The sequence below is a fragment of the Pseudomonas sp. SWRI154 genome, from assembly GCF_014268645.1.
GTDB lineage: Bacteria > Pseudomonadota > Gammaproteobacteria > Pseudomonadales > Pseudomonadaceae > Aquipseudomonas > Aquipseudomonas marvdashtae.
In genome coordinates this window covers 1-16,365 of the sequence record NZ_JABWQW010000049.1, presented here as the reverse complement: position 1 = coordinate 16,365, position 16,365 = coordinate 1, and the positions used below count along the sequence as shown (strand labels likewise).

The 16,365-nt window shown below is 62.8% G+C and carries 11 protein-coding genes and 1 pseudogene; 8 read left to right on the top strand and 4 right to left on the bottom strand.

The features are described from left to right. The first annotated feature begins 105 nt into the window (after positions 1–105). On the top strand, positions 106–1,842 hold the full coding sequence (locus tag HU806_RS25905) for an OPT family oligopeptide transporter (RefSeq protein WP_186615708.1): 1,737 nt from the start codon (positions 106–108) through the stop codon (positions 1,840–1,842). Between the two features lie 34 nt (positions 1,843–1,876). Here the strand turns inward: HU806_RS25905 and HU806_RS25900 are convergent, their stop codons facing one another. Next, on the bottom strand, positions 1,877–3,661 hold the full coding sequence (locus tag HU806_RS25900; protein ID WP_186615706.1) for an IlvD/Edd family dehydratase: 1,785 nt from the start codon (positions 3,659–3,661) through the stop codon (positions 1,877–1,879). A 46-nt stretch (positions 3,662–3,707) separates the two neighbouring features. After that, the gene (locus HU806_RS25895) at positions 3,708–4,889 is read right to left on the bottom strand and encodes a fumarylacetoacetate hydrolase family protein (protein WP_186615704.1); all 1,182 of its coding nucleotides are present in this window, start codon (positions 4,887–4,889) and stop codon (positions 3,708–3,710) included. A gap of 113 nt (positions 4,890–5,002) precedes the next feature. On the opposite strand from HU806_RS25895, the gene HU806_RS25890 reads away from it, so the two are divergent. The 6 genes from HU806_RS25890 (at position 5,003) to HU806_RS25865 (ending at position 11,065) form a co-directional block, all read left to right on the top strand. Beyond that, a complete protein-coding gene (locus HU806_RS25890) occupies positions 5,003–5,941 on the top strand; it encodes a LysR family transcriptional regulator (protein ID WP_186615702.1) in 939 nt (312 codons plus the stop codon). A 190-nt stretch (positions 5,942–6,131) separates the two neighbouring features. Continuing rightward, positions 6,132–7,514 carry an MFS transporter gene (locus tag HU806_RS25885; protein ID WP_186615700.1) on the top strand — a complete coding sequence of 461 codons (1,383 nt, stop codon included), beginning with the start codon at positions 6,132–6,134 and terminating at the stop codon, positions 7,512–7,514. After that, positions 7,511–8,251 (top strand): SDR family oxidoreductase, encoded by a 741-nt coding sequence (locus tag HU806_RS25880; RefSeq protein WP_186615698.1) that lies wholly within the window; start codon positions 7,511–7,513, stop codon positions 8,249–8,251. The genes HU806_RS25885 and HU806_RS25880 overlap by 4 nt, the downstream gene beginning before the upstream one ends. Positions 8,252–8,276: 25 nt before the next feature. Then, positions 8,277–9,125: an ureidoglycolate lyase gene (locus tag HU806_RS25875; protein ID WP_186615697.1), complete on the top strand. Its 849-nt coding sequence runs from the start codon at positions 8,277–8,279 to the stop codon at positions 9,123–9,125. Between the two features lie 151 nt (positions 9,126–9,276). Further along, entirely contained in the window at positions 9,277–10,149 is an 873-nt protein-coding gene (locus tag HU806_RS25870) for a hypothetical protein (RefSeq protein ID WP_238350242.1), read from the top strand. Next, the gene (locus tag HU806_RS25865) at positions 10,142–11,065 is read left to right on the top strand and encodes a hypothetical protein (RefSeq protein ID WP_238350241.1); all 924 of its coding nucleotides are present in this window, start codon (positions 10,142–10,144) and stop codon (positions 11,063–11,065) included. Before HU806_RS25870 ends, HU806_RS25865 begins: the two co-directional genes overlap by 8 nt. 70 nt (positions 11,066–11,135) lie before the next feature. On the opposite strand, the gene HU806_RS25860 is transcribed toward HU806_RS25865, so the two are convergent. Then, positions 11,136–14,231, bottom strand: a complete 3,096-nt coding sequence (locus HU806_RS25860; protein WP_186615695.1) for a multidrug efflux RND transporter permease subunit — start codon at positions 14,229–14,231, stop codon at positions 11,136–11,138. A 3-nt stretch (positions 14,232–14,234) separates the two neighbouring features. After that, positions 14,235–15,404 (bottom strand): efflux RND transporter periplasmic adaptor subunit, encoded by a 1,170-nt coding sequence (locus HU806_RS25855; RefSeq protein ID WP_186615693.1) that lies wholly within the window; start codon positions 15,402–15,404, stop codon positions 14,235–14,237. A gap of 290 nt (positions 15,405–15,694) precedes the next feature. Here HU806_RS25855 and HU806_RS25850 point away from each other — a divergent pair. Continuing rightward, positions 15,695–16,365, top strand: a pseudogene (locus HU806_RS25850) (hypothetical protein); the annotation flags it as partial.

Sequence of the window (16,365 nt, the reverse complement as noted above, 5' to 3'; positions counted from 1 at the left end):
GTTTATCCGTATAACCTGAACCGCCGTATACGGAACCGTACGTACGGTGGTGTGAGAGGACGGCGGATGTAAATCCGCCTCCTACTCGATCGATAAGGAATTCGCATGGATCAAATTTCGAGCCCGCACGTGCGTCCCGTAGAGCGCGAACTCAGCCCGCGCGCGGTCATCACGGGAATCGTGCTTGGCATCCTCCTGACGCCTTCCAATGTCTACGCGGGATTGAAGATTGGCTGGTCGTTCAACATGTCGATCATCGCTCTGCTGGTCGGCTATGGCATCTGGCAGGGTTTGGCCAAGCGCTCGACCGGACGACTGCCCTGGACGCTGCATGAAAGCAACATCAACCAGACCGTAGCGTCGGCTGCGGCGTCGATCATTTCCGGTGGGCTGGTCGCGCCCATTCCGGCGTATACCTTGCTGACCGGCCAGCAACTGGACGCGGTGCCGATGGTTGCCTGGGTGTTCTCGGTGAGCTTCCTGGGCATCTGGATCGCCTGGTATCTGCGACCGTCGCTGCTCAACGACAAGGCACTGAGGTTTCCCGAGGGCATGGCGACCCTGGAAACCCTGCTGCACATCTATAACCATGGTCATGAAGCGGCAACGCGCTTGAAGGTCCTGCTTGGGGCGGCGCTGCTGTCCGGCGTCGCCAAGTGGGTCGATACCTTTATGTGGGCCATCGCGCGTTGGTCGCCGAGCGCCCAATTGGAGCGCCTGACGTTTACCGCCGATCCTTCACTGCTGCTGGTGGGGTTCGGCGGCATCATTGGCATCCGCGTCGGCTTGACCCTGCTGCTCGGCGCGTTGCTGGCGTGGGGCGCGCTGGCGCCATGGTTGCTGGACAATGGCCTGGTGCAGTTGCCGCCCGGCAGCAGCGGCCCGCAGTTCGCCGTGCTGGTGGAGTGGCTGCTGTGGCCGGGCGTGAGCCTCATGGTTTGCGCGACGTTGGCGTCCCTGGCGATTCGCTTGTGGGCGTTGCACACTTGCACCAAGGCCAGCGGCGGCACGACCTGGGTGATTCCCAAGACCGGGCCGGCGGTCGGTTTCCTGTCGGCGATCATTTTGGTGGTGAGCCTGCAAGCGCTGCTGTTCGGTATCAATCCGTGGATGGCGCTGCTGACCATTCCCCTGGCGATCTGCCTGGCAGCGGTGGCCGCCCGAGTGGTCGGCGCCACGGGCATTCCGCCAATCGGCGCCATCGGTCAATTGTCCCAATTGAGCTTTGGCATCGTTGCGCCAGGGCAGGTGCCGATCAACCTGATGAGCGCCAATACCGCCGGCGGTTCGGCCGGGCAATGCACGGACTTGATGAACGATTTCAAGGTCGGCCGGGCGATTGGTGCCACGCCACGCAAGCAGTTGATGGCCCAGACCCTGGGAATTTTCATCGGCAGCATCGTCGGCGTGCTGGCCTACCTCGCGTTGATTCCTGACCCGCAAACCATGCTGCTCACCGAAGAGTGGCCGGCCCCGGCAGTCGCCACTTGGAAAGCCGTGGCGCAAACCCTGACCCTTGGCTTGGACTCATTGTCAGTCAGCATCCGCTGGGCGATCTTCATCGGCGGTGTCGTCGGTCTGTTGCTGGGCATCCTCGACAGCTTGTTGCCGACGCATCGCGCCCGCTACTTGCCCAGTACGGCGGCATTGGGCCTGGCATTTGTCCTGCCAGCCTCGGTGTCGCTGATGATGGCCCTTGGCGCGGTGCTCACCTGGTTGGTGAGCTGCCGCTGGCCGAGCCTCACGGAGCGCTTTGCGATTACCGCGGCGGCGGGGTTGATTGCCGGCGAGAGCATCACCGGGGTGGGGGCTTCGTTGTGGGAAATGGTCGGGAATCTCTGAAGGCCACAGGAAGCGGTTTGGTGGTACCGGCGAGTCAATGAGAGTGCCGCGGCTCCCCACTGCGAGCGATCACCCGCAAATGCAAGGTGGCCGGCTCCAGGCAGCCTCCGGTGGACAGCTGCCCGACCAGCTGCCGGTAGAGTTCCTGCCAGGGCGTCTGCGAGGGTGGGATATTCGGCGTCCATTCACGGCGGCGCCGCTCCATCTCGGCGTCGTCGACCAGCAGGTTCACGGTGCGGGTGTTCAGGTCCACTTGCAGCCGGTCGTTGGTCTGCAGCAGCGCCAGGCCACCACCCACGGCTGCTTCCGGGGACATATTGAGGATCGACGGGCTCGCTGATGTGCCGCTTTGACGACCGTCGCCGAGGCAGGGTAGGGAGTCGATGCCTTGTTTGATCAGCGCGGCCGGCGGGGCCATGTTCACCACCTCGGCGCTGCCGGGATAACCCACGGTGCCGACGCCACGAATCACCAGGATGCAGCGCTCGTCGATGTCCAGCGCCGGGTCATCGATCCGTGCGTGATAATCCTCCGGTCCTTCAAAGACGATGGCCCGTGCCTCGAAGCTGTTCTCGGCACCGGGCTCGGACAGGTAGGTCTTGCGAAACGCTTCGCCCACCACCGACATCTTCATGATCGCGCTGTCGAAGAAATTGCCGCTGAGCACGATGAAGCCGGCACGGTGCTTGAGCGGGGTTTCAAACGGGTAGATGACGTCGGTGTTGCTGGTCAAGCTGCTGCCGACGATTTCGCCGATGGTCCTGCCGCTGACCGTGGCGCAGTGTTCGTGCAGGCGCCCGGCCTTCTGCAATTCATGCATGACGGCCGGCACGCCCCCGGCGCGGTGGAAGCCTTCGCCCAGGTACTTGCCGGCCGGCATGCAGTTGACCAGCAGCGGCACGTCTTCACCGATCCGTTGCCAGTCGTCCAGGCTCAGCTCGACGCCCATGTGCCGGGCAATGGCGATCAGGTGCGGCGGGCAGTTGCTCGATGCACCCAATGCCGAGGCGACGGCAATGGCATTCTCGAACGCTTCGCGGGTCATGATCTGCGATGGTCGCACGTCCTGGCGAACCAGGTCGCAGATGCGCTTGCCGGTGGCGTAGGCCATTTGACCGCGCTCGCGATAGGGCGCCGGGATGCTTGCACAACCGGGCAGCGACATGCCCAGGGCCTCGGCCAGGGCGTTCATCGACAGGGCGGTGCCCATGGTGTTGCAGTGACCCACCGACGGCGATGCCGCGGTGGTCATTTCCATGAAACCTTCGTAGTCGATTTCGCCGGCGGCCATCAGGTTGCGTGCATGCCACAGCACGGTGCCGGAGCCGATCAGCTCGCCCTTGTGATGGCCGTCGAGCATCGGCCCGCCGGACAGGACGATGGCGGGCAGGTCGGTGGTCGCCGCCGCCATCAGGCAGGCGGGGGTGGTCTTGTCGCAACCGGTGGTGAGCACCACGCCGTCCAATGGATAACCATGAAGAATTTCAACCAAGCCCAGGTAGGCCAGGTTACGGTCCAGGGCAGCGGTGGGCCGGCGCGACTGTTCGGCAATCGGGTGCACCGGGAATTCCATGGGGATGCCGCCGGCATCACGAATGCCGGCCTTGACCCGTTGGGCCAGTTCCAGATGATGGCGGTTGCAAGGTGTCAAGTCGCTGCCGGTCTGGGCAATGCCGATGATCGGCCGGCCCGATTGCAGCTCTTCGCGAGTCATGCCGTAGTTCATGTAGCGTTCGACGTACAGGGCGGTCATGTCGGCGTGGGCCGGGTCATTGAACCATTGCTCGCTGCGCAGGCGGCGTTTTGGCGTGTCACTCATGATTCATTTCTCTCTTGTAATTGGATGAATCGGCGATCGGTCGGGCTCAGCGATCGAGCAGCCCCCGCGCGGCGAGGTTGCGCAGCAAGGCGCCGACGCCGAAGGTCCAGGGTGCGGCGTCACAGCTGTGGGTTACCTGATTGTGCAGGCCACCCAGCAATGGGCTGCTGATACTGACCCTGTCACCCCGTTTGTGGGTGAAACCGCTGCCGACGTGGTCACGATCATCGGTGGGGGCGAACAGGGTACCGAGAAACAGCAGGAAACCGTCCGGGTATTGATGGTTGGCGTTGAGCGTCTGGCCGGCCAAGTCCTGCGGGTCGCGGCTGATCTGGTTCATGGAGCTGGAACCGTGCAGGCGGTAGCCGTCTTCGCCTTGTACTTGCAAGTCGACTTCGCAGGCGCGCACGTCGTCGAGGCTGAAATGCTCATCGAACAGCCGAATGAACGGCCCGATGGCGCACGATGCGTTGTTGTCCTTGGCCTTGCTTAGCAACAGCGCGCTGCGGCCTTCGATGTCTCGCAGATTGACGTCGTTGCCCAAGGTGGCGCCGTGGATCTGGCCACGGCTGTTCACCGCCAGCACGACCTCGGGCTCAGGATTGTTCCATTGCGAGGCCGGGTGAATGCCGATCTGGCTGCCACTGCCGACGGCCGCCAGGACCGGCGCCTTGGTGAAGATTTCCGCGTCCGGCCCGATGCCGACTTCCAGGTATTGCGACCACATGCCCTGTTCGATGAGGTACGCCTTCAGACGCATGGCTTGTTCGGAGCCCGGCACGATCGAGCGCAAGTTATCGCCGATCACGCTGTGCACCGTGGCGCGCACGGCGTCGGCCCGGGCCGCGTCACCGCCGGCCTGTTCCTCGATCACCCGCTCGATCATGCTCGCGGCGAAGGTCACGCCGGCGGCCTTGATCACCTGCAGGTCCAGCGGCGGCAGCAAGAACGGTTTGGACAGATCGGCATGCAGGCCGGTGTTGGCCAGCAGCGCTTCGACGCTGGCGATGAAGGTGCCTGGCGTTTCTCTCACGGCTGCCAATGGCGAGGAGGTTTCCAGCAAGTCGCTCAAGGTCGCGAAACGCTCCGACAAGTCGAACACCCCGTCGCTGCGCAGCACGATGGGCGAGGGCCCGGCAACGGCGCCGGGCACCCAGGCACGACCAATCAGGGTGCCGGCGACGCCATCGGCCGGCAGGGTGTTCTCGGGAGTAAGCATGAGCGACATGGGCGATCTTCCTGGTTCGTAAAGCTTTCACGCTAGGGCGCGCTGTCGATGAACTCCAATGAGATATATTCAGTATCTGATAACGTCTGGTTATTACACGTTGAGGAGTACCCATGTCCGACTTGTCCTTCTCCAGCTTCTGCGGCTGGCTCAAATTCCGCCATCTGCTGCTGATCGACACCTTGGGGCGTACCTGCAACATGCATCTTGCAGCCCAGCAGATGAACCTCAGCCAGCCGGCGGTGAGCAAGATGCTCAAGGAAATCGAAAGCCTGCTCGGCTTCGCCCTGTTCGAACGTCGCCCCCGAAGCATGCCGCCCACCGCGCTCGGCGAGCACGTACTGCGTTATGCGCAAATCGCGTTGAACGACGCGCGTTCGTTTGTCGAGCAGATCAGCAGCCTGCGCGAAGGCGGTCATGGCTACCTCAAGGTCGGCGGCATCTTTGCCGCGACAGCGGTGGCGTTGCCCGAGGCGATCCTGCAGATCAAACAGCGCTGGCCTTTGCTGTCCATCGAAGTGGTGGAGCAAACCAGCAACCATCTGATGGAAATGCTTGAAGAGAAAAAGCTCGATCTGGCAGTGGCGCGCTTTACCGATCAAAGCCAGCAGCAGCGCTACGACTTCCAGCCCCTGGCCCCGGAACCGTTCTGCATCGTGGTGAACAACCGCCACCCGCTGGTGGACGCCGGGCCAACGTCCTTGCAGCAACTGGTGGACCAGCCGTGGATCCTCTATCCGGTCGGTACGCCGATCCGCGCGCGCATGGAGCTGGCGTTCGCCGAGGCGGGAGTGGGCATGCCGCGCAACACCATCGACACCATCTCCATGCAGACCTTTCTCCAGGTCCTGAAACGTGGGCCGATGATCGGCATGTTGCCCAATGCCATGGTCGATCCGCTGCTCGAAAGCGGCCAACTCAAGACCCTCGACACGCCGTTGCACCTGGTGCCGCAGGACTACGGCATCCTCACGCGAAAGAACGAGCCGCTGGTAGGCGCGGCGCTGGAGTTCGCCGAGATCCTCAAGGACAACGCCCGCCTGAGCGGCTGAATCCCTGTGGCGAGGGCGCTTGCTCCCGCTGGGCTACGAAGTAGACCCTTGGGTTCCGATAACATCTGGTTATCAACTAATCAAAAAATGCCATTGGGAATGAATCGATTCCCAACAGTAGAGTCCTCGTTCAATCGCCGGATGATTCGCTCATTCGACGTGACCCAATAAAAACAATCAGGGGTTACTCATGCAAACCATCTCCGAGCATTTGCCCGCACAGGCTCCCGCCGGCGGACTGGATTTCGAAGACCGGACCTACCGCAAGGTGATCTGGCGGATCCTGCCCGTGTTGCTGTTGTGCTACATGGCGGCGTACCTCGATCGTGTGAACATCGGCTTCGCCAAGCTCGACATGCTCAACGAACTGCAATTCAGCAACACCGTGTATGCCTTGGGCGCCAGCATGTTCTTCTGGGGCTACTTTCTCTTCGAAGTGCCCAGTAACCTGCTGCTGCATCGCTTCGGCGCGCGGTTCTGGATTGCCCGGATCATGCTCAGTTGGGCGGTGATTTCCATGGCCGTGGCCTACACCGTGCCGTTGGCGGCGTTCTTTCACATTGAATCGAGCACGATGTTCTACGTGCTGCGTTTCCTGCTGGGGATCTGCGAAGCGGGCTTCTTTCCTGGCGTGATTCTCTACCTCAATTACTGGTTTCCGACTCATCGGCAGAGCCGCGTGATGTCCGGATTCCTGCTCGCCTTGCCGGTCAGCTTGACGCTGGGCGGGATCCTGTCCGGCTGGCTGATGAACAGCATGCAAGGCGTGCACGGCATGTCCGGCTGGCAGTGGATGCTGATCATCGAGGGCATTCCTTCGATCATCATGGCCTTCGTGGTGATCGTCTGCCTGGCCGACAACATCGACAAAGCCAAGTGGCTCTCGGCGGCGGAAAAAGCCATGCTCAAGGCCAATCTGCAAACCGACAACCAAGGCAAGGCCACGCGCCTGAGCGAAGTTTTCTTCAATCCTCGGGTGTGGTTGCTGGTGCTGATCCTGCTGACCTTCAACACCGGTTTCTACGGCCTGGCCTTCTGGATGCCGTCGATCATCAAGAGCACCGGCATCACCAACAGCCTGCACATCGGCTTGCTGACCGCCATTCCTTACTCGGTGGCAATCGTCGCGATGCTGCTCAACGCACGCCACTCCAACCGCACCGGCGAGCGGCGCCTGCACGCGGCCATTCCGGCCTTCATCGGTGGCGCCGGGCTGATCCTCAGTGCGTTCTTTGCCGATAACCTGGTGCTGTCGGTGCTGTTCCTCAGTGTCTCGGCCTCGGGGATCCTCAGCCTGATGCCGATCTTCTGGACCCTGCCAGGCACCGTGCTGTCGGGCGTCGCCGCCGCTGCCGGGATCGGCATGATCAACGCGATCGGCAACCTGTCGGGCTTCACCGGATCGATGATCACCGCCGTGGCGGAAACCCTCACGGGCAATATCAATAACGGTACTTATGTGTTGGCCCTGTGTCTGTTGGTCAGCGGTGGGTTGATCCTCGCCATCCCTGCGTCGATGCTTGGCAGGACACCCAAGACCGCGCCCACCGCCGCGCAACTGGAGACAGCATGAGCCTGCAAAACAAGCGCGTGCTGGTGACGGCGGCGGGGCAAGGCATCGGCTTGGCCAGCGCCATTGCCTTCGCCCAGGCCGGCGCCGAGGTGTTTGCCAGTGATATCGACATTCGCGCACTGGCGGGCATCGATGGGATCACGCCGATGATCCTCGATGTCACCTCGGCCGGCGCCATCGACGCTGCCCGCGAGCGCATCGGTGGGCTGGACGTGCTCTTCAACTGCGCCGGCTACGTGCACAGCGGCAATATCCTCGACTGCGACGAAGCGGCCTGGGCGCGCTCGATGGACCTCAATGTCACGGCCATGTACCGCATGATCCGCGCGTTCCTGCCGGGCATGCTGGCCCGTGGCGGCGGATCGATCATCAACATGTCGTCGGTGGCCTCGAGCATCAAGGGCGTGCCCAACCGATTCGCCTATGCTGCCAGCAAGGCGGCGGTGGTGGGACTGACCAAATCTGTCGCCATCGACTTTGTCAGCCAGGGCATCCGCTGCAACGCGATATGCCCCGGCACCGTGGATTCTCCTTCGTTGCGCCAGCGTATCGCCGACCAGGCGGTGCAACAGGGCGTCGATGAGGCGCAGGTCTACCGACAGTTTCTCGACCGCCAGCCCATGGGACGTATCGGTGATACTCAGGAAATCGCGCAATTGGCGCTCTATCTGGGCAGCGACGCGTCCGCCTACACCACCGGGACGGTGCACGTCATCGACGGTGGCATGAGCCTCTGAATTTTCACTTGAGCAGGAGCACTTCATGAAACTGTTGCGTTACGGCGAAAAAGGTTCGGAAAAACCCGGACTCCTGGATGACGACAATCAGATCCGCGACCTGTCCGACCACGTGCCGGACATCGCCGGGAAGGTCCTGGAGCCGGACAGCCTGGCGGCGCTCGCCTTGATTGACCCGCAAAGCCTGCCGCTCGTGGCCGGTCAACCGCGGATCGGTGCTTGCGTCGGGCAGGTCGGCAAGTTCATCTGCATCGGCCTGAACTACGCCGACCATGCCGCCGAGTCGAACATGGAGGTACCGAAGGAGCCAATCATTTTCAACAAATGGACCAGTGCCATTTGCGGGCCGAACGACGACGTCCAGATTCCCCGTGGCTCGCTCAAGACCGATTGGGAAGTCGAACTTGGCGTGGTCATCGGCAAGGGCGGGCGCTACATCGACGAGGCGAACGCCATGGAGCATGTCGCCGGTTATTGCGTCATCAACGACGTGTCGGAGCGCGAGTGGCAGTTGGAGCGCGGCGGCACCTGGGATAAAGGCAAAGGTTTTGATACCTTCGGCCCGCTTGGGCCGTGGTTGGTGACGCGGGACGAAATCGCCGATCCCCATACGCTGGACCTGTGGCTGGAAGTCGACGGCCATCGCTATCAGAACGGCAACACCCGGACGCTGATCTTCAGCGTGCCGCAACTGGTCGCCTACCTGAGCCGGTGCATGAGCCTGCAACCCGGCGACGTGATCTCGACCGGCACACCTCCGGGCGTTGGGCTGGGCATCAAGCCCAACCCGGTATTCCTGCGCCCTGGCCAGACCATGCGCCTGGGCATTGAAGGTTTGGGCGAACAGCGTCAGGTCACGGTGCAGGCGGACTGATAGTGGACTCGCTGCCGCTATCGCGATCGTGCTCGCGATAGCGTTGGTTCAGTGACCGGGATTCAGGAAGTGGGTTATGTCTTGAGGGTACTGTCCACGCCCCGAAAAATCCTCGAAGATGCGCGACTGATTCGAGAGAACGACCCGATCCATGAGCGACGACTCCCACGCACGGTTCTTGCGTTTTCAAACCCCGGATCCCGGCATCGCCCCCCGAGAGCAGGCACCCATGCTCCCGCAGGAGCTGGCTTGGGCGCGCGAGCGTGCATTCATGCACCGCTTCAGCTGGTTCGTGGTGCTGCTACCGCCGTTGAGCATGGGCTTCGTGCTGCCAGGCTTGGCGTTCTTGACGATCCTGGGCCTTGTCCAGAAGTTATTCGCTCCGGACTTGGATATCGACCGGATTGTTGGTGATTCCCTGGTCTGGCTGGCGTTGGTGACGGTGATTTTCGTCGCCGGTTGGGTATTGTCCAATTACCTGCGCGACTCACGCGATCCGACCAAGCGCTACTGGCAATCGATGCCGGATCAAGGGCGGGTCGAGCTGGAACGTCATACCTTGGTCAGGGGCATCAGCCTGTGGGCCAACGACTATGACCCGGATTGCAACAGTCTCACACTGTGGAAGAACGACGAGCTGGTGTGCGTGCAAAGCTCCGGCGTATCGCAGTGGGTCCTGGCTATGACCGAGGCCGGCCACTGGCTGGTGCTCAAGGAAGAGTTTCCCGGCGATTTCTGCTATAGACGGGTGGGGCAGATGCCCCCGCCCGAGAAGCAGATGCAACCCCGGCAGCACCTGGCGATCGCCTTCGCGCCCGGTACCCAGTTAGCGCTTGGTCAGCGTTTCAACGGCGCGCCTATGCCAATGACGCAGACGTCTTATTGGATGACCGCCGATGAGATCAAGCGCCTCACCGAAGCCGCCCATCACTGGATCTTTTTCCCGCCGGACCGTTACGCCGTGGTCAACGCTCGGGACGCCGGTTGGCTGCAGCGACTAGTGGACAAGGCCCTTCATGACTGACGAACTCTACAAGCAAAAGCTCCGCTCCCAGACGCCTGATCCAGGCCTTGGCCCTCGTGAGCAATCTCCGATGCTCCCACAGGAGTTGGCCTGGGCGCGCGAGCGTGCATCCATGCACCGCTTCAGCTGGGTCATGGTGCTCGCGGCGCCGGTGAGCATTGGCCTCATGCTGCCGAGCCTGGCGTTCGTGATTGTCCTGGGGCTTGTCGAGAAATGGTTCGTCCCGGGCCTGGATATCGACCGGATCCTCGACGGATCCTGGGGCTGGCAGGTGTTGGCGACCGTGCTTATCGTGGCGGGCTGGGCATTGTCCAATTACCTGCGCGACTCACGCGACCCGATCAAGCGCTACTGGCAATCGATGCAGGATCGAGGGGTGGTGGAGCTTGAGCGTCATTCGCTGATTTCGGGTATCAGCCTGTGGGCCAACGACGTTGACCCTGATTGCAACAGCGTCATGCAATGGAAGAACGGCACGCTGGTGCGCGAGCAAGCCTCTGGCGTGTCGCAGTGGATTCTGGCCATGACCACGGCCGGCCACTGGCTGGTTCTCAGGGAGGAGTTTCCCGGCGCCTTCCGCCATGGACGGGTAGGGCGAATGCCTGCGCCCGACGAGCGGATGAACCACCGGCAACAATTGGCGATCACCTTTGTCCCCGGGACCCAGGTGACGCTGGGCGAGCGCTTTGACGGTGCGCCTTTGCCGCTGACGGACTCTTCGTACTGGATGTCCGCCGATGAGTTCACGCGCCTCGCCGAGGCATCCCATCGCTGGACTTGTCTGCCGCCGGACCGTTACGCCGTGGTCAACGAGCGGGACGCCGATTGGATACAGCGCCTGGTGGACAAGGCACTAGGCGGCATCGGCCCACAGCCTGGGCGACCCGCCGTCATGGTTGAGCGTCCACCAACGTGACACGGTGATTTCGGGGCGCGAGCGTACCGCCCGCCGGGAAACCTTCAAGGGCAAGTAGGCCCGCAGCGCCTCAATCGGCCTTTCTGCGCCTGACGCGCTTCATCACCACCACGAAAAACACCGGCACAAACACCACCGCCAGCGTGGCGCTGATCATCCCGCCGATCACACCAGTGCCAATCGCCTGCTGGCTCGCCGAACTGGCGCCCGTGGCGATCGCCAGCGGAACCACGCCGAGGATGAACGCCAGCGAGGTCATGATGATCGGTCGCAGGCGCAGGCGCGCGGCCTGGAGCGTGGCGTCGATCAGGTCATGACCCTCGTCGTACAGGCTCTTGGCGAACTCGATGATCAGGATCGCGTTCTTCGCCGACAGGCCGATGATGGTGATCAGCCCGATCTTGAAGAACACATCGTTGGGCATGCCGCGCAACGACACGGCCAATACCGCGCCGAGCACCCCCAGCGGCACCACCAACAGCACCGAGGTCGGGATCGACCAACTCTCGTACAGCGCCGCCAGGCACAGGAACACCACCAGCAACGACAGGCCCAACAGGATTGGTGCCTGGCTGCCGGACAAGCGTTCCTGCAAGGACAACCCGGTCCATTCCTGGCCCAGGCCCGTCGGCCCCTGGGCCACCAGCCGTTCGATTTCGGCCATGGCTTGTCCAGTGCTATGGCCCGGTGCCGGTTCGCCGGAAATGCTCACCGCCGGATAGCCGTTGTAGCGGGTCAATTGCGCCGGTCCCTGGGTCCAGCGGGCCTGGACGAAGGCCGACAACGGGACCATTTTCCCGCTGCTGTTACGCACGTGAATCTTCAGAAGATCCTCGACCTGGCTGCGCTGGTCGCCTTCGGCCTGGACCACCACCCGCTGCATCCGCCCCTGGTTCGGGAAGTCGTTGATGTAGGCCGAACCCACTGCCGTGGACAACACGCCGCCGACATCGGCGAAGGAAATACCCAGGGCATTGGCTTGCTTGCGGTCGACTTCCAGTTGCACCTGCGGCGCCTCCGCCAGGGCGCTTTCACGCACGTTCATCAGTATCGGGCTTTTTTCGGCGGCGGCGAGCAACTCGCTGCGGGCCTGCATCAACGTGGCGTGGCCGAGGCCGCCACGGTCCTGCAAGCGGAACTCGAAACCGCTCGAAGTGCCCAGGCCGTCCACCGGCGGTGGCAACACCGAAAAAGCCATGGCGTCCTTGATCTGGCCGAAAGCCTGGTTGGCGCGGTCGGCGATGGACGCCGCCGAATCCTCGGTGCTGCGCTGCGACCAATCCTTCAGCGTGGTGAACGCCAGGGCCGCGTTCTGCCCGCTGCCGGAGAAACTGAAACCGAGGATGACGGTGCTGTCGCCGACCCCAGGCTCGCCGGCATTGTGCGCCTCGATCTGCTCCACCACCTGCACCGTCCGGTTTTTGCTGGCGCCCGGTGGCAGCTGGATATCGGTGATGGTGTAGCCCTGGTCTTCCACCGGCAGGAACGAGGAGGGCAGGCGACTGAACAGCAGGCCCATGCCCACCAGCAGCACGCCATAGATCAACAGATAACGGCCGCTGCGTTTCAGCGCATAGGCCACCCACCCTTGATAGTGGTCGCCGAATCGGTCGAAACCACGGTTGAACCAACCGAAGAAACCGCTTTTGCCGTGGTGATCACCTTGGGCGACGGGTTTGAGCAAGGTCGCGCAAAGTGCCGGGGTCAAGGTCAGGGCGAGAAAGGCCGAGAACAAAATCGACGTCGCCATCGACAGCGAGAACTGTTGGTAAATCACCCCCACCGAGCCCTGCATGAACGCCATCGGAATGAACACCGCCACCAGCACCAGGGTAATGCCGATGATCGCCCCGGTGATCTGGCCCATGGCCTTGCGCGTCGCTTCCTTGGGCGACAGGCCTTCCTGGGCCATGATCCGCTCGACGTTTTCCACCACCACGATGGCATCGTCCACCAGGATGCCGATGGCCAGCACCATGCCGAACATGGTCAACACGTTGATCGAGAACCCCAGCGCGAGCATCGTCGCGAAAGTGCCCATCAACGCCACCGGCACCACCAAGGTCGGGATCAGCGTGTAGCGGATGTTCTGCAGGAACAGGAACATCACCGCGAACACCAGCAGCATCGCTTCGCCGAGGGTATAGATCACTTTGGTGATCGAGACTTTGACGAACGGTGAGGTGTCGTAGGGAATCTTGTATTCCACGCCGGCCGGGAAGTAGCGCGACAGTTCGTCCATCTTGTTGCGCACCAGGGTCGCGGTGTTCAGCGCGTTTGCGCCCGGTGACAGCTGCACCGCCACCGCAGTGGACGGCTTGCCGTTCAGGCGCGTGGAAAACTGGTATTCCTGGCTGCCGATTTCCACCCGGGCCACGTCGGCGATGCGCACCGTCGAGCCGTCGGGGTTGGCCTTGAGCACGATGTCGGCAAATTCCTCCGGCGTCGAGAGCTGGCCCTTGACGACGATGGTCGCGGTAATCTCCTGGGTGCCGCGGCTCGGCAGGTCGCCGAGGCTGCCCGCCGACACCTGGGCGTTCTGCGCGACGATGGCAGCATTGACGTCGGCCGGGGTCAGGTTGAAGCCGACCAGCTTCTGCGGGTCGATCCAGATTCGCATAGCCCGCTCGGCGCCGTACAGCTGGGCCTTGCCGACGCCGTCCAAACGCTTGATCTCGTTCATCACGTTGCGCGCAAGGTAGTCGCTGAGGGCCACGTCGTCGAGCTTGCCGTCGTTGGAGGTGAGGGTGATCAGCAGCAGGAAACCGGCGGAAACCTTGTCCACCTGCAAGCCCTGCTGCGTGACCGCTTGCGGCAGGCGCGACTCCACCGCCTTGAGGCGGTTCTGCACATCCACCTGGGCCAGTTCCGGGTTCGTGCCCGGTTGGAACGTTGCAGTGATCGTTGCGCTGCCAAGGCTGCTCTGGGACTCGAAGTACAGCAGGTTGTCGGCGCCGTTGAGTTCCTCCTCGATCAGGCTGACCACGCTCTCGTCCACGGTTTGCGCCGAAGCGCCCGGGTACACCGCGTAGATCTCGATTTGTGGCGGCGCCACGACCGGGTATTGCGCCACCGGCAGTTGTGGGATGGCCAGGATCCCGGCCAGCAGGATGAACAGCGCGACGACCCAGGCGAACACCGGACGGTCGATAAAAAACTGCGGCATGGCTTAGTGTCCTGCCTGTGGCCCGGGAACCTGGGCAAGGGGAAGAGGGGAGTCATCGACCTGGACTTGTTCACCGGGGCGGGCGTGCTGGACGCCTTCGACGACGATGCGATCGCCCGGTTTCAAACCGTGGGTGACGATCCAGCGATCCTTCTGCGCAGCACCCAATTGCACCGGTTGCTGGCTGACCTTCTGCTCTGCGTCGAGCAGCAACACCTGGGCGACGCCGGCACTGTCGCGCAGAATCGCCCGTTGCGGCACGGTGATGCCTTGGCTGTCGACCGCCTGTTCCAGGCGCACGCGAATGAAACTGCCCGGCAGCAGGTCCAGGTCAGGGTTCGGAAACTCGCTGCGCAGGGTAATCTGGCCGGTGCTCGGGTCGACGCTGAGGTCGGTGAACAGCAGTTTGCCCGGCAACGGATAGAGGCTGCCGTCGTCCTCGATCAAGGTGGCCTTGGCCTCGCCCTGGCCGACCGCTTGCAAGTGCCCGGCACGAAAAGCCCGGCGCAGGTCGTTGAGTTCGCGGGTCGATTGGGTGAGGTCGACGTGGATCGGGTCCAGTTGCTGGATCAGCGCCAACGGCGTGCTTTCGTTCTGCCCCACCAGCGCGCCTTCGGTGACCAGGGCGCGACCGATGCGCCCGGAAATCGGCGCGGTCACGGTGGCATATCCGAGATTCAGTTTCGCCCGTTCGAGCGCGGCCTTGTTGGCGGCGACATCGGCTGCGGTCTGGCGCACGTTGGCCCGGGCGTTGTCATACTCCTGGCCGCTGATGGCTTTGTCGTCGACCAACTGGGCGTAACGCTGCTCTTGTAGACGGGCCTGGAACGCATTGGCCTCGGCCTTGCGCAACGCCGCTTCGGCACTGTCGAGGTCGGCCTTGAACGGCGCCGGATCGATGCGAAACAGCACTTGGCCTTGTTTGACATCGCTGCCTTCGCGAAACACCCGCTGCAAGACCACGCCAGCCACCCGCGCGCGGACCTCAGCCACCCGTGGCGCAGCGATGCGGCCGCTCAGTTCGTTGCTGATCGACAGCGGTCCGGCCTGGATGGTTTCGACACGCACGCTGGGCAGTGGGGCGGTGGCCTGCGGGTTCGAGGCGGTGTCGCAACCGCCCAGCAGCAGCGCCCCGATCAGCAGGCCGAGGATCGCGAAAGGTTTCTTGGACATGGTGCTTCCCCAATGTTGAACCGGCCATGGTAGGGACCGGAGTCAAGGCCAGGGGTGAAGCTTTGTAGGGGCTCTGTGAAATTGTGTAAGCGTTGCCAAACCGGACATCCGAGATGGGCGAACTGAACGCTGGAAGACCGAGTTGCTGAGAGTCTGGGTGATGGCCGGGCCTTGGCGGGGCGACCCTTCCAATCGTCTGAAACCTGCCCACACCTGTAGGTTCTGACAGTAGCCACACCTCGATTTCAGGCATTGAATAACCCCAGACCTCATTCGACTGGGACCCTGCCATGAACACTGCCGACAACACCCCCCGCATACTTCCAGAACTGGACATCCCCGACGGCGGCCCGGCATACCCGCCGGCTCCTGAAGACAGCGTCGGCATCAACATTGCCGCCGCCCGCGAAGTTTTTCCCCACGACGGGCTGCGGGTGATTCTACCGGCCTGGTCAAACATGGGCCGGGGCGATGCCTTTAGGATCAAGCTAGGTCCTCAACCCGTGGTGTCGGGCTCTATCACCGAACAAACCGAAGTAGGCCAGCCGGTCGTACGGCATATCCCGGCAGACATGCTGATCGATGGAGACGTTGCCCTGAGCTACGAGGTAAAGAAACTCGATGCCTCCACCTACGAGCCTTCGGTGGCGACGGCACTCCACGTCAAGATCGAATTTGCCCCACCCGGTGGCCGGGACCAGGATGGCGATACGCCCGGTCACTCCGACCTGAAACTGACGATTCCTGTCGAGTTCCTGCCACCCGGCGCGGTGGATAAAGACGCCGCTGCTGCAGGCGTCCCGGTGACCATCGAGCCGTACCCAATCATGGCCGAGGGGGACCGGATCAAGCTGTCCTGGGGCGGTGAATTCATTTGGAAGACGGTAGAAGCGCAGCACCTGCCGCCACAATCTGCGCCCCTGGTCATCACCGTTGACGAAGCCACCATCCTCAGGGCCGG